11 protein-coding genes are annotated in these 13,351 nt (G+C 59.3%); 4 read left to right on the top strand and 7 right to left on the bottom strand.

From position 1 onward, the window contains the following. Window positions 1-70 precede the first annotated feature (70 nt). Complete coding sequence (locus K0V07_RS15275) at window positions 71-1,147, bottom strand: Gfo/Idh/MocA family oxidoreductase (RefSeq protein WP_220622254.1); 1,077 nt, start codon at window positions 1,145-1,147, stop codon at window positions 71-73. 518 nt (window positions 1,148-1,665) lie between these two features. Between K0V07_RS15275 and K0V07_RS15270 the strand changes: the two genes are divergently transcribed. Continuing rightward, window positions 1,666-3,447 (top strand): hypothetical protein, encoded by a 1,782-nt coding sequence (locus K0V07_RS15270; RefSeq protein WP_220622253.1) that lies wholly within the window; start codon window positions 1,666-1,668, stop codon window positions 3,445-3,447. 68 nt (window positions 3,448-3,515) lie between these two features. On the opposite strand, the gene K0V07_RS15265 is transcribed toward K0V07_RS15270, so the two are convergent. Together K0V07_RS15265 and K0V07_RS15260 are read right to left on the bottom strand one after the other, a co-directional pair. Further along, complete coding sequence (locus tag K0V07_RS15265) at window positions 3,516-3,764, bottom strand: hypothetical protein (protein ID WP_220622252.1); 249 nt, start codon at window positions 3,762-3,764, stop codon at window positions 3,516-3,518. Between the two features lie 134 nt (window positions 3,765-3,898). Further along, entirely contained in the window at window positions 3,899-5,248 is a 1,350-nt protein-coding gene (locus K0V07_RS15260) for an endo-1,4-beta-xylanase (protein ID WP_220622251.1), read from the bottom strand. 144 nt (window positions 5,249-5,392) lie between these two features. On the opposite strand from K0V07_RS15260, the gene K0V07_RS15255 reads away from it, so the two are divergent. After that, window positions 5,393-6,388 (top strand): LacI family DNA-binding transcriptional regulator, encoded by a 996-nt coding sequence (locus tag K0V07_RS15255; RefSeq protein WP_220622250.1) that lies wholly within the window; start codon window positions 5,393-5,395, stop codon window positions 6,386-6,388. Window positions 6,389-6,408: 20 nt separating this feature from the next. Here the strand turns inward: K0V07_RS15255 and K0V07_RS15250 are convergent, their stop codons facing one another. Further along, window positions 6,409-8,010 carry a glycoside hydrolase family 3 N-terminal domain-containing protein gene (locus K0V07_RS15250; RefSeq protein ID WP_220622249.1) on the bottom strand — a complete coding sequence of 534 codons (1,602 nt, stop codon included), beginning with the start codon at window positions 8,008-8,010 and terminating at the stop codon, window positions 6,409-6,411. A 225-nt stretch (window positions 8,011-8,235) separates the two neighbouring features. On the opposite strand from K0V07_RS15250, the gene K0V07_RS15245 reads away from it, so the two are divergent. Beyond that, the gene (locus K0V07_RS15245) at window positions 8,236-8,550 is read left to right on the top strand and encodes a DUF971 domain-containing protein (protein ID WP_220622248.1); all 315 of its coding nucleotides are present in this window, start codon (window positions 8,236-8,238) and stop codon (window positions 8,548-8,550) included. An 8-nt stretch (window positions 8,551-8,558) separates the two neighbouring features. On the opposite strand, the gene K0V07_RS15240 is transcribed toward K0V07_RS15245, so the two are convergent. From K0V07_RS15240 to hpt, 3 genes are all read right to left on the bottom strand, one after another. Beyond that, window positions 8,559-9,155 (bottom strand): response regulator, encoded by a 597-nt coding sequence (locus K0V07_RS15240; RefSeq protein WP_220622247.1) that lies wholly within the window; start codon window positions 9,153-9,155, stop codon window positions 8,559-8,561. A 161-nt stretch (window positions 9,156-9,316) separates the two neighbouring features. Continuing rightward, the gene (locus K0V07_RS15235) at window positions 9,317-9,754 is read right to left on the bottom strand and encodes a SufE family protein (RefSeq protein WP_220622246.1); all 438 of its coding nucleotides are present in this window, start codon (window positions 9,752-9,754) and stop codon (window positions 9,317-9,319) included. A gap of 70 nt (window positions 9,755-9,824) precedes the next feature. Then, window positions 9,825-10,385 carry a hypoxanthine phosphoribosyltransferase gene (hpt, locus tag K0V07_RS15230; protein WP_255568016.1) on the bottom strand — a complete coding sequence of 187 codons (561 nt, stop codon included), beginning with the start codon at window positions 10,383-10,385 and terminating at the stop codon, window positions 9,825-9,827. A 237-nt stretch (window positions 10,386-10,622) separates the two neighbouring features. Here hpt and K0V07_RS15225 point away from each other — a divergent pair, with 237 nt between their 5' ends. After that, window positions 10,623-13,130, top strand: coding sequence for a plasma-membrane proton-efflux P-type ATPase (locus tag K0V07_RS15225; RefSeq protein WP_220622244.1), 2,508 nt, complete (start codon window positions 10,623-10,625; stop codon window positions 13,128-13,130). Window positions 13,131-13,351 lie beyond the last annotated feature (221 nt).

The raw sequence follows: 13,351 nt of genomic DNA, 5'->3' as shown, positions 1-13,351 counted from the left end.
ATCGTGTTTTCCTGTAGGGGTGGAGGAGTACTGGTATGCCGTCTGAGTGACTCTGCATCGTGGCACACGCTTAGTCGATCCAGTTGAATTGCGGGTTCTGCTGCTTGACGATTTCGGTCAGGCGGACGACTTCGAGCGCGTCTTCGTTTTTCACGGGAAAGGGGACGCCGTTGCGCAGCGTATTGTGCAGGTGGCGAGCGATCTCCTGCTCGACGAAGGCCCACATGTTAACGCTCGGCTCGACGGCACGCGTCTCTTCAATCCAGGGCAGCTCAGCCTGGCCGTAGGTGTCGCGGGCGAGGGCAGGGGTGTCACCGCTGGCGGTGGCTGCGGGCCAGTTGAACTCCGGATCAAGGTACTTTAAGTGGAGCTCGGTCTGCTCCTGATTATACATGAGCGTGCCCCTGTCACCATAGACTGTGCAGTAGGGGCCGGTCAGCGCGACTGCGTTGCTGATCTCCAGCTCGGCGACGATGTCGTTCTCTCCCGTGAGCAGGATGCGGACGTGGTCGTCGGCGTCGCCGGGCGTGAGGACGCGCCGCAGGTAGCTCCATACATCACGGATAGGAGCCCCGATATACTGGATCGCCTGATCCAGCAGATGTGGCCCCCAGACGCTGAGCTGTCCGCCGCCGCAGTCCAGGCGCATCTGCCAGTCATTGCGGCGGGAGAAGTCATGGTACTTGTGAATCTTCACCACCTGGACATTTCCGAGCAGCCCCTCGGCGATGATCGCTTGCGTGTTCGCAAAGGCAGGCTCGAAGCGGTGGTTGTGGCAGAAAAAGAGTTTGCCGGGATATTCCCGGTTGAGGCGCAGCAGTGTTTGGCGGTCCTGAGCGGTCACGCCGATGGGCTTTTCGAGAAGGACTGTCTTACCAGCAGCGAGCGCCTGCTCGGCGTTGGCCGCGTGGTCCAGGGAGCGGGTGGCGATAATCACCAGCTCCATCTCGTCGTTGGCCAGGAACTGCGCGAAATCCGTGTAGGGTGTGCCGCCGTACTGCTGGGCAGGGCCCTCAGCGCGGGCGGCGTCGAGGTCGCAGAATGCCACGGCCTTATAGCGGTCCGCATGCTCGGTAAAGTGTTCGCAATGCTGCGCGCCGATTCGACCGAGGCCACAGATGCCGAAGGCGATAGGGGTGTTTTTCATGGGGGAGTCTTAGCTTTTGCAGGCAGGCTATGTGTCCTGCGCTGCTATTGATGCCTCCATACAAGCCTATAAATATTTGCACTTCAATAGAACTTGTTTCACTCGGCATGTGTAATTTTCATTGGATGTGCGCGTTAATGAAAACATTTCGGAAAAAACGCCGGCATCTTTGAAAAATGTGCACCCGAACTACCACGAAATCTATCTGGAGCGGATGTTAACGTAATTGGGGCCTGCCCGTGGATATGGCCTGGTCGTTTCGTACATCTGTTTCGGTTTAAGTCAGCGGACGATGTGGAGAAGAAATGTTCAGGCGCTGAATCGCTGTCTATGGCATTCCCATCGGCAGGAGTACAGGGCAGATATTGTGCGTTCGCAAAACGGACTCGCATGTGTGCATGCCTGTCGGGCCCCGTAAAGGGCGGTTTCGATTTACACGAGTTTGAAACGATGATTCGACAGAGAGCCATATGAACACGGCAGTCGAGTACATCGTAATCGTTGGATACTTCATACTCTTGTTTGCGGTATCTTTTGTATTCAAAAAATTCAACAAGGACTCGAACGATTACTTCCGTAATGGCTGTCAGGGGACATGGTGGTTGATCGGGACCAGTGCGTTTATGGCTGCCTTCAGCGCGTGGACGTTTACCGGCGCCGCCGGGGTCGTCTATACCGCCGGATGGAGTGTTATCTTTCTGTATCTTTCGAACAGCATCGGCTTTGTGTTTAATGCTGTGTACCTGGCACCGCGCTTCCGGCAGATGCGCCTGACGACCGGTGGCGAGATCATCCTGGCGCGCTACGGGCTGTTTACGCAGCAGTACCTCAGCTACACCGGTTTTCTTTTCTACGGGTATGTGGCGGCGCTTCACCTCTACGGGCTGTGCATCTTTACCTCCGCCATTTTCGGCTTCGATATCCAGACGACGATCGTCATCATCGGGGCAATCGTCCTGTTTTACTCCATGGTCGGTGGTAGCTGGGCGGTGAAGGCGACGGACTTTCTCCAGAGCCTGCTGCTGATCCCGATTACTATCCTCATCGCGATCCTTTCGTTACGCTTCATCGGCGGCTTTGGGCCGATGAACGATCTGATCCACAGCCTCAACCTGGCCGAGCACTTCCGGCCGATCAATACGATCGAGTTCTCGGACGAGATGATCGACTTCTCGATCTACTGGGCCATCGCCATCACGCTGGACCACATCATCAGCTATAACTCTATGGGGGCTGCCCCCCGCTACTTTGCCGCCAAGGACGGACGCGAGGCGAGCAAGGCGGCCTGGCTGGCCTGTATCATGATGACGGCGGGTGCCTTTATCTGGCTGATTCCGCCGATGATCGCACGCCTGACGATACCTGAGCAGGTGGATGCCATGGCGATCGCCTCCCCGGCGGAGTCATCCTATGCGCTGATCAGCCTGAAACTTCTGCCAGAGGGGATGGCGGGACTGATTGCGGTGGCTATCTTTGCCGCGACGATGAGCAGCATGGACTCGGGCCTCAACGGCAGCGCCGCCAACCTGGTGAAGAACATCCTGCCGCCGTTGTTCAAACTGTCCGGGCGCGAACAGCCGAGCCTGAAGGCGCAGCTGCGTATCGGGCAGGTGTGGACGCTGATCTGCGGGGTCATCATCATCTGCATCGCGCTGTACCTGTCCAAGCAGGAGGGCAAGGGCATCTTCCGCTACATGCTCATCCTGTCACTTCTACTGCCCGCCTCGCAGATACCTCTATTGTTGGGGCTGTTCATCAAACGTGTGCCGTGGTGGTCGGCGATTTTTACGATGACCCTGGTGTGGCCGGTCGGCTTGTTCATGTACTTTAGTGGTAAGGACCCCTTCCTGGGCGTACCGCTCATGAGCCACGAGTACAAGTGGCACTGGGGCGTGCTCCTCAAGATGGGGGCGGGAGCACTGGTCTTTATGCTGACCATGCCCTTCTGGAAGTACTCCTCGGCCAAGTACAAGGCGCAGGTGGAGGATTTCTTCACGTTGATGAAGACGCCGGTGGACTTTAAAAAGGAAGTCGGTGTGGCCAACGACTCGAGTCAGGAGCGCATCCTGGGCTCGTTTGCGATGATCATCGGGCTCGGTGTGTGCCTGATCATGTTCATCCCGGGTAATACCTGGGGAATCGACGGCCGACTGGGCATCCTCTTCGTCGGGCTCTCGGTGGCACTGGTGGGTGCGCTGATGATTTACAGCGGCAAACGCAGGGACCGGCGCCAACGCCTGGAGCTGGAGGCTGAAAAGGCTCAGCAGGGCTCAGCGACATCCGGTGATGGCGATGCGTAATACTGTCATGGAAAACGAATACGTCAGACGCTGAGGGCGTCCCTTGTGGGATGCCTCTGGGCGAGAGCTTAGGAGGCGTCGTAGTCGAGGAGGAACTTGGCCACAAAGACCGAGCGGCCGTGCTCGGCGATGCTCCACTGCATGAGATCGTCGAGTGTCTTCATGACGAGCGCATGCTCGCCGATGATGACCGTGGAGGTGCCCCCAGTGGTACACTGGAGGCCCTCGCAGGCCTGAAGCTTCTTAAGGAAGTCCTTGATCAGCGGGCGGTAGTTCTCGTTCAGCGGGTAGAGGCTTAGTTCGACAGTGGTAATCATGACTGCAGCAGTTGAAAGATTGCGCCGGGATGCTTCCCCGACACGTTTGTCTCTACTGCTGCTGAGCCAGTGATGCAAGCGTGGATGCCCACGCCCGCTTCAACTGCAATTGCCGCCCTGGTTCGTCGAACGCGTTAAGCGTGACCGAAATCTCGGTAGAGGCGTATCTGCTGCTGGGCGTCCTTACCCGGTTCAAGTGTGATGGCGGACTCGATCCCGGCATCGGCTTGTCCAGAGTCCGTTCCGAGACGATACGTCCCGTGGAACCCGCGGAAGCGGAAGCAGCCGTCCTCGTCCGTCACGCCCTGCGTGCGTGTGCGCCACTCGTGGCGGATGAGATTCTGAAGCGCGAGGTAGGAGGGCTTCGGACTCATGTCCGAGAAGACCAGGCCGGAGTAGACCTTGTTCTCGCCGGGAGCGGCGGCGCCGTCTGGCATGTTCCACCAGGTGATGCCTTCCATCGCGGGGTGGCTGAACCAGAGTCGGTAAAAGTTGCGGACGAGCGTGGCCTGGGTTTCGAGTCCTTCGCTGGAGTTTCCGGGAGCGGTGATGGTGATCTCGCTCACATGCAGCGGAAGGTCAAACTGACCGTAGTAGTCGAGGACTTTGAGCAGGTGCTCGGGGGTGTAGGACTGGCCGTTGAGGATTTGGTTGAGGTCCTGATCCTGGAAGAAGTGGAACTGCATGCCGATGCCACCGAGGCGCCCACCGGAAGTCTGGATACGCTTAATGAGGTCGGTGAAAGCGGCGCGTCTATCCTCGCCCCAGACACCGGTGTCTTCGTTCAGGTCCAGGCGGTTATCCGCGGGCATGTACTTGCCTGCCCACGCAAATGCGGCCTCCTCGTATTTCTCCTGCATGGGGAAGGCGACATTGCGCTCGATGAACTTGGGGAGATGGATGAAATCAGCGGTTGCCTCGTTGACGATGTCCCAGCGCTTAATGCTGTCGCCATAACGCTCGGCTAGTTCGCGCATGCGTTTCTCCCAGTAGGGGGCAGCCTCGGCGGGGTCCTCGGGGAGCCAGTCGGGGATGTTCCACTTGCGCATGGCCCAGGAGAAGGTGTGCCCGTGCATGCGCAGGCCACGCTTCTGGCAGAACTTTACGACCTGGTCCGGCGGGGGGCGACGGGAGATCGGTACGCTGTGTTCACTGAACCGCGGGCGCCCCTGCTCGGGCTCAAGTGTGCGCCAGTAAAAGGGGACGGTGGCGCCGTTGAAAAGTCCGCAAAAGGCGTCCTCGTAGTCGCGGTTGAGCTGCTCCTGCGGGAAGTCTCCGAGCTTGAAGATATTAGCCCCAAAGTGGAAGGCACTGTCGTGCTGCTCTGCAGTCACGGTGACGCCGGGAATCGGCGCCCCCTTGAAGTCCGTCACTCGGATGCAGGCATCGCTCTGGCGGTGGGCACGGATGCCCTCCTCGATGCGTTCTTGCAGTTTGGGGTCGTCCCAGAGGCGTTCGTATTCTTTGGTGATGAGCGAATTCATGGTAAGTTCGGGTGGGGGTGGTTTAGCGGGCGGTCATGGACTGCGCCGTTCTATGGGGCAAGTCTGTGCGTCGTTCGGGCTTGTGCAATGTCGGTGAAAGTGCAACTGTTGCATTCGCCGATTAGTTCTTCGTTTATAGCAGTGATGAGTCAGCCCAGTTTACGACAGATAGCCGCTCAGCTCGGAGTCTCGGCTTCGACCGTTTCGCGGGCACTGCATGGTGATCCGCGGATATCGGAGAAGACGGCGGAGCGGGTGCAGCAGGCGCTCGGAGGTGCCGGTTATCAGCTGGACCCTGTGGTGTCGGCAGGCCTGTCCCGTGTGCGACAAAAGAATTTTTATCGCGAAACGCTGGCCTGGTGCGGAGATGCGGCCCCTGACCAGATGCCCTGGCTAGAGCCGTTTTTTGAATCACTGAAAGACTACGGCACGCGGCTGGGCTATGACGTTCAGCACTTCCATTTCAGCAAGCCGACAGCTGCCGCTTTGAAGCGTATGGCAAGTGTCTGGCGTGCGCGGGGGATCCGCGGGGTTATCCTGGGGCCGTTTGTCGAGGCGAGACAGAGCTTGCCGTTTCCGTGGGAGGATTTGTCTTGGGTGCGGGTAGGGGATACGCTGATGGAGCCCGGCCTGCATGCGGTCGGGCGGGACTACCGGGTCGATATCGAGCAGGCTTTGGCGTGGCTGAAGTCACGGGGCTGTCGGCGACCGGGGTTTGTGGTGGAGACCGACCGGGCGCATGTCTTTAGGCGTCCGCTGATGCAGGCCGCGATGATGTATGAAGAGGGCGCGTGGGGCAGGAAGCTTTTTTACGAACTGGACCCCGAGAAGCCGGAAGGTGTCGTGCAATGGCTACACCGGACCCGACCCGACGGGCTCGTGCTATCCTGGCAGCTCAGCGGAGCTACCCGGTCCATTGCAAAGGCTCTGGGTAAGCTGCCGCGCGTGCAGCTCTCGCCCAGCCCGCAGGGAGGTGAGCCGGGGGTGCCGTACTTCACGGCTCGTTATCCCGTCATCGGGCAGTCGGCGGTGAATCTGCTGCACCGTATGCTGGGTAACGCTGAATACGGTCTGCCCGCATACAGGCAGACCGTCATGCTCAGCTCGGTGTGGTCGGATGCCGACAGCTCTGCACCGTGACGCCCGCAGATCTCCTTTGCCTAGAGCGTGAGGGTGGGCATGTCGTGCTTACCAGCGAGGGCGGCGGCCAGCCAGGAGTTGGTATAGCGTGAACTGCCCAGCGAGGCGACGCAGCAGTCGATCGCTGCTTCATACTCGTTGATGACAAAGGGGTGATGGTGGGCGACAAAGATCACCGGAGTGTCAAACTTCGTCCAGCCAAACATCATGTTGCGCGCGATTGTGCCGTGAACACGGATAATGTTGGTGCCGTACTGCACGGAGGCGCCGATCGAGCAGATGATGTAGTCGAAGGTTTTGTCGCGAGCGGCCTTGAACAACGAGCGACAGCCGGGGTCCACCCACTCCGTGACTTGTCCGAAGTTTTTACCCAGCTCCTGAGTGAAATGCGTGAGCAGATCCTTGTGCATGTCGTAGTCATTATAAATGACGGCGTGCAGCACATTCTTCTCCTGGGCGTTGCTGAGAGGGAGCGTCTGGTGACGATCACGCAGGATGCCCACAGACTTGGCAGTGATGCGCTCGGCAAGGGCAGGGAGTCCGTAGGTCTCCGCATCGACTTCGGCCGGGCTGATCGTGTCGGAGACGGTATGCTCGAGCCAGCCCATGTGCTCCTTCATCGAGATATTACGGGCGGCGCGGTTACGGAGGGTTTCCTCGGTGAGTTTGCCCTCTTCGACGCAGCGCAGCATTTGCTTCATGAATGCGTCGTCGACGAGTGGGAAGAGCAGCATGTCGCCACCGGCTTCGAGGAAGCGCGCGCAGGCGTCATAGTAATTCATGAAACCACAGAACCCTGACATCTCCACAGCGTCGGAGACGATCAACCCGTCAAAGCCCATTTCTTTTTTGAGCAGGTCTGTCAGGAGGCGGTGGGAGAGGGTGGCAGGTGGGCAAAGGCCGAGCTCGGGGTCGGGCTCGTCAAAAGCAGGGAGCGATATATGGCCGGGCATGATGGCCTTGATCCCCTTGTCGATCAGGTGCTGGAAGACCTGCCCGGGGCCGGCGTACCAAGCCTCCTGACTGAGGGGGTTCGCGACTGTGGTCAGGTGCTGGTCGAGGGTCCCGAAGCCATCCCCGGGGAAGTGCTTGGCGGTAGCGATGAGACCGTTGCTTTGCATGCCTTCGGCAAAAGCCCAGGTCGCGTCCTTGGTGCGAGTGGGGTCGGTCCCGGCGCTCCTCAAGCTGGCCATGGGGGAGTCTGTGTCTCCGATCAGGTCGACACAGGGGGCCAGTGACCAGTTATAGCCTTGCTTGCAGGCGACCTGCCCCGTGACTTCACCTATCTCGCGGGTGAGGGCCGGGTCGTTAGCGGCGCCGTAGCTCATCATCGAGCCGAAGCTCAGGGTGTCGTCTTCCATCAGGCAGCGCATCCCGCTCTCGATGTCCGCCATGATAAAGGGAGGGATGTCGCTCACCTTGGCATGCTCGGCGAGAGCCTTGGCGAGATGCTCGCGGGCACTCTGGTGGAAAAACAGGCCGCCATAGGCGATCATGGGCTGGTCCGCCACATGCGCATAGGCGGGGGTGCAGACTTGCAGGATCAGTTCAGAAATATCCAGGCTATCGGCTAATTCCTGGGCGCGCGGAGTGATGGTCAGTTGGAAACGTTGGTGGCTCATAGCAGTAATCGTATATCGAGATAAGGCGGCCATCCTCGTAGCCGCTTACAAAGCCGGAAAGTCTCATCTGCAAGGGGGAGAGAGTCAATGCGGATGCCGCGCAGATGTCTTTATTAGTGGTCCTAAAGCACATCGATACGACGAGGCGACATAGGCTCAAGAGAGATGAGTACCCCCGGATGAGAAGGCTTGCGCATGGGGCGATGTTCGGGCGAGGATAGCCCCATGACACAGCCCCCCGTAGACATTCAGCTCATCGGTAAGGAAGTTGCCATCCGCTGGCCGGACGGCCGCGAAGATTACTTCGACCCGGAGTATCTGCGCGCGAACTCTCCCAGTGCCGAGAATGTCGGCGAGAAGGATATCTTCGGGAACCAATACGGCGGGGACGGTGCGCGGGAATTTCCGGGCGTGACGGTGGACGGCTGGAATTTCGCCGGTAACTACGCGGTGGTGTTTATCTTCAGCGATGGGCACAACACCGGTATCTACGCCTGGGATACCCTGAAAAAACTGGGCGACGCTCAGCGCAAGGACTGAGTACTGCTTCAGGCCTGACCGGACTCGTGTTTCGCCGTGAGGCGTGCCAACTCGGGCTTGATGTGGGTCTCGTAGTAGTCGGGGTCCACGCCGTGTGAGAGCTGGATGCCAAAGTGGTTGAGCAGGAAGTCCTCAATGGTCTGCCAACCCTCATCGGGGAAGTTGATCCGCTTGGTGTAGGCGCAGATCGTGAGCATCGTTTCCAGAGACTGGATACGAGAGGTGCTGAGCAGGATACGCTCGGCCACGCGTAGCCGGATTTGTAACTGGTTGCGATCCAGTGGCTTGGTCAGGAAGTCGTCCACCCCGCTGTCCATGGCCTTAAAGTAGTTCTCATCCTCGCCGACATTGGCGGTGAGCATGATGAAGTACGTGTAGTCGGTGTTTTCACGTGCGCGAATCTTACGGCATAGCTCGAGCCCGTCCATGCCGGGCATGAGCCAGTCGCTGACGACGATACGGGTGGGCTGAGCGTCAAACTGACGCCAAGCGTCTTCTCCGTCCTGAGCGACGGATACACCGTATCCCATCTGGGTCAGATTCGCCTCAAGCAACTTACGTGAAATGAAGTCATCTTCAGCGATCAAGACTTGTGTTTCGCTCATAATCTATGGGCTTTCTATCGTGCAAGACAGGGATACATACTCTATCCCTATCGGGAATTTTACACTTTTCTTAAGAGTCGGGTATACTCTTTAGAGCCCAATGACCCCATAATATTCCACTTATTCGGGTGGGGGGAGATGCCTGAGCAGGCAGGGGGAGCCTAGCGTACGGCGTCTTTTTCCTGGTTCTTCAGGCACAGCTCGGCATAGGCCTTGATGGTCTTCCAGACGTTGCTGAGGCCGTTGCGGCGGTTGGGGGAAAGGTGCTGGTCGATACCCAGCTCAGCGAGGAAGGTCGGCTCGTTGGCGAGGATCTCCTCGGGGGTGCAGTCGCTGTAGAGGTCACTGAGGAGACGGGCGACGCCCTTTGTGATGACGGCGTCGGAGTCTACCCGGAAGTGGCAGCGGCCATTCTCGAAAGTCGGGACCAGCCACAGCTGCGACATGCAGCCTTTGATCATAAAGGTCTCGATCTGGTATTCCTTGGGCAGGGGCTCAAGGGTGCGGGCCAAATCGATAATGTAAGCGAAGCGCTCCTGCGGATCTTCGATGATGGTCAGTTCTTCGACCAGTTCCTGTTTTTTTTCAGCCAGAGTCATGTCTAAGTATAACGTGGGATGTGCCAGATTCATACCAGATTGACGGGTATGAATAAAATTGGCACCCCGATCAGCACCATTCGGGCGGATTTTGCAGTTCCGGTTTGAGGATGCCTATGCAACTGAGGTTACGGTAGCGCTCGGCGAAGTCCAGTCCGTACCCGACCACGAACTCATTGGGGATGGTGAAGCCCGCGAAATCAGGCTCATGCCCGACCTCGCGGCGGCCTTCCTTGTCGAGGAGCACGCAGGTGCGCAGGGTCTGGGGAGCAAAGTCGTTGAGCACGTGGACGATGCGCTCGAGGGTGCGGCCGGTGTCGAGAATGTCGTCGATCAGCAGCACGTGCTGCCCGGCGATGTCGAGCCGGATGTTATCGACGATCTCGGGCTCGGAGACGGGATTGACGTCGTCCTGATAGGAGCAGACGCGGATGCAGTCGAGCTGTGCGTAGAGGTTTATCTGACGCAGCAGGTCCGCCGCAAACATGATGGAGCCGTTGGTGATACAGATGACGACAATCTCCTCGGTCCCCATCTCTCGGTAGGTCCGTGTGATGTCGGCCCCCAGCTCCTGGATGCGGCTGCGGATATCCTCTTCGCTGACCAGGATACGGGCCAGGTCGTTCTGCATGGTACTCAACATGTTACTCGGAAATTCGGGGTGCAGTAGCTCGTCTTGTGCCACAACTTACCCCGGCAAAACACGCAAGCCTGAGCGAAGCGCTCACGGGTGTCAATGGTTTCTGGATTGCTGTTTGCGACTGGCTTCAGCCCGCATTTTTTCTCGTGACGATTGCGCCTGAAGCCGTTAGTTTTCTATCAGAATTACCCTATTTCTATCCAACCCTGAACCCCTGGGAGGTGCGCTATGGTGCAAGTCGTGGATGCCAAAGAAGCTGAGGCCATGTCGGCCGAGGCGCTGTATGCTAAACTCGAAAGCTCGCAGCAGGGGCTTTCCGCCGCAGAGGCCGCCAGCCGCCTGCAAGCCCTCGGGGCCAATGAGCTGAATGTTGAGAAAACCAGCATCTGGAAGATGCTCTTCGGGTACTTTTGGGGACCGATCCCGTGGATGATCGAAATCGCCGCTATCCTCTCCATTATCAACAAGGACTGGATGGACTTCGCGATCATCCTGGCCCTGCTGATTATCAACGCCGGTATCGGGTTTTGGCAGGAGTACAAAGCCTCAGACGCGCTGGACGCCCTCAAGGCTCAGCTCGCGCTCAAGGCCCGCGTCCGGCGTGACGGGAAATGGAGCGAGATTCCTGCCCGGGAGCTTGTCCCCGGCGATGTGATCCGCATCCGCCTCGGGGATGTCGTCCCGGCGGATACGAAGCTGACCGAGGGGGAGTACCTGAGCATCGACCAGGCCGCGCTGACCGGGGAGTCCCTGCCCGTGAGCAAGAAGACAGGCGAAATCGCTTACTCCGGTTCAGTGGCCAAGCAGGGGGAAATGGTCGGGGTGGTTTCAGCCACCGGCGGGAATACCTTTTTCGCGAAGACGGCCAAGCTCGTGGAGAGTGCGGGGGCGGTCAGCCACTTCCAGAAGGCCGTGCTGCACATCGGTAACTTTCTCATCATCGTGGCGCTGGTGCTGTGTGTGCTGTTGGTGGCGGTGCAGCTGAAGCGCGGGGATGCATTCCTCGATGTGCTGCAGTTTGTGCTCATCCTGGCGGTGGCCTCGATCCCGGTGGCTATGCCTGCGGTGCTATCGGTGACGATGGCGCTGGGGGCGCTCGCGCTCTCCAAGCACAAGGCGATCGTCTCTCGCCTGCAGGCGATTGAGGAAATGGCCGGGATCGACATCCTCTGCTCGGACAAGACCGGCACGCTCACGCAGAACAAGATCACCCTCGGCGAGCCTGTCCTGTACGCTGCGAAGGACGCGCAGGAGCTGACCTTGGCCGGGGCGCTCGCCTCGAAGGAGGAGAATAACGACGCCATCGATCTGGCAGTGTTCGCCGGTCTCTCGGACCGCAAGGCACTGGAGTCGTACACGCCGGAGAATTTCACACCCTTCGATCCGGTGAGCAAACGCACGGAGGCCAAAGTGAAAACACAGGACGGGCACGAAGAAGCCTACAGTAAGGGTGCTCCGCAGGTGATTTTTGACCTGTGCGGACTGGATGCTGCCACGCGCCAGAAGGCTGATACGGACGTGCTCAGCTACGCTAAAAAAGGCTACCGCACACTCGGGGTGGCTCGGCAGGCCGACGGCAAGTGGACCTTTCTGGGGATTCTCTCGCTCTTTGATCCGCCACGAGAAGACTCGGCGGAGACTATTTCCGAAGCCCGCAAACACGGCATCGACGTAAAAATGGTGACCGGCGACAACACCGCCATTGCGGCCGAAATCTCGGGTCAGCTCGGGATGGGCACAAACATTATCCCCGCCAGCCAGTTCTTTAAAGAGGGGGCGGACCTCTCGCACAAGATGCCCGAAACGCGTAAGGCGATCGAGCAGGCCGAGGGCTTTGCGGAGGTCTTTCCCGAGCACAAGTACGGGATCGTCAAGGCTCTGCAGGAGCGCGGGCATCTCGTCGGGATGACCGGGGACGGTGTCAATGACGCCCCTGCTCTCAAGCAGGCCGATGTGGGCATCGCCGTCTCCGGGGCGACGGATGCCGCCCGCGGGGCTGCCGCGCTCATCCTGACGCAGCCGGGTCTGTCCGTGATTATCAAGGCGGTCGAGATCTCACGCCAGATCTTCGAGCGCATGATGAGCTACACCATTTACCGCATCGCGATGACGATCGACATCATGTTCTTCGTGGTGCTCTCGATGCTGATCTTCCCGGTGGTGGCGGGGGCGCACTTCTATCCGCTGACACCGATCATGATCATCCTGCTCGCGTTGTTGGACGACATCCCGATCATGACTATCGCCTACGACCGCACCCGCATCGACCCCAAGCCCGTACGCTGGAACATGCCCCGGGTGATCACCGTCTCCTCGGCGCTGGGGGCGTTCTCGGTCGTGCAGACCTTTGGCCTGCTCTGGCTGGGGATGGAGTACCTCGGACTCTCCAAGGACCCCGGACACCTCCAGACCATGCTGTTCCTGCAACTGGTCGTCGCCGGACACCTGCTGCTCTTCCTCACCCGCACGAGCAAGTTCTTCTTCCAGCCGCCGTTCCCCTCGTGGCAGTTGCTGGGAGCGATCGTGGCAACCCAGGTCGTGGCCGTGCTCATCTGCGCCTTTGGCCTCAAGCTCATGCCACCGCTGCCGTGGAAATGGATCGGACTGGTCTGGGGCTACAACCTCGCCTGGATGATCGGCCTGGATATCTTTAAGGTCCAGCTCTACCGCATGATCGACGCCCGCGCGAAGTTCCACCGCAAGGCTACCGATATGATGAACAAACGCCTGGGGTGAGCGCCGTCAAGTTGTTGTGTGGGGGCTGCGCGCCCCCACGCCCCGCACCGGGCCTACGCACCCCGGACCCGCGGCAGCAGAGGGCTGCACTTTCGGTCCGTCGTCCGGGCTCCACCAAACGACAGACCGACATTGAAACCTTCCCTGACACGGCCTCGCCATCAGATCACCCCTGGCATTTTCTCCTGAAATGCCATAAGCGGACGCTATCCTACGGTAGC

It is taken from the genome of Ruficoccus sp. ZRK36 (assembly GCF_019603315.1).
Lineage (GTDB): Bacteria > Verrucomicrobiota > Verrucomicrobiia > Opitutales > Cerasicoccaceae > Ruficoccus.
This window is presented reverse-complemented; position numbering and strand designations above follow the sequence as displayed.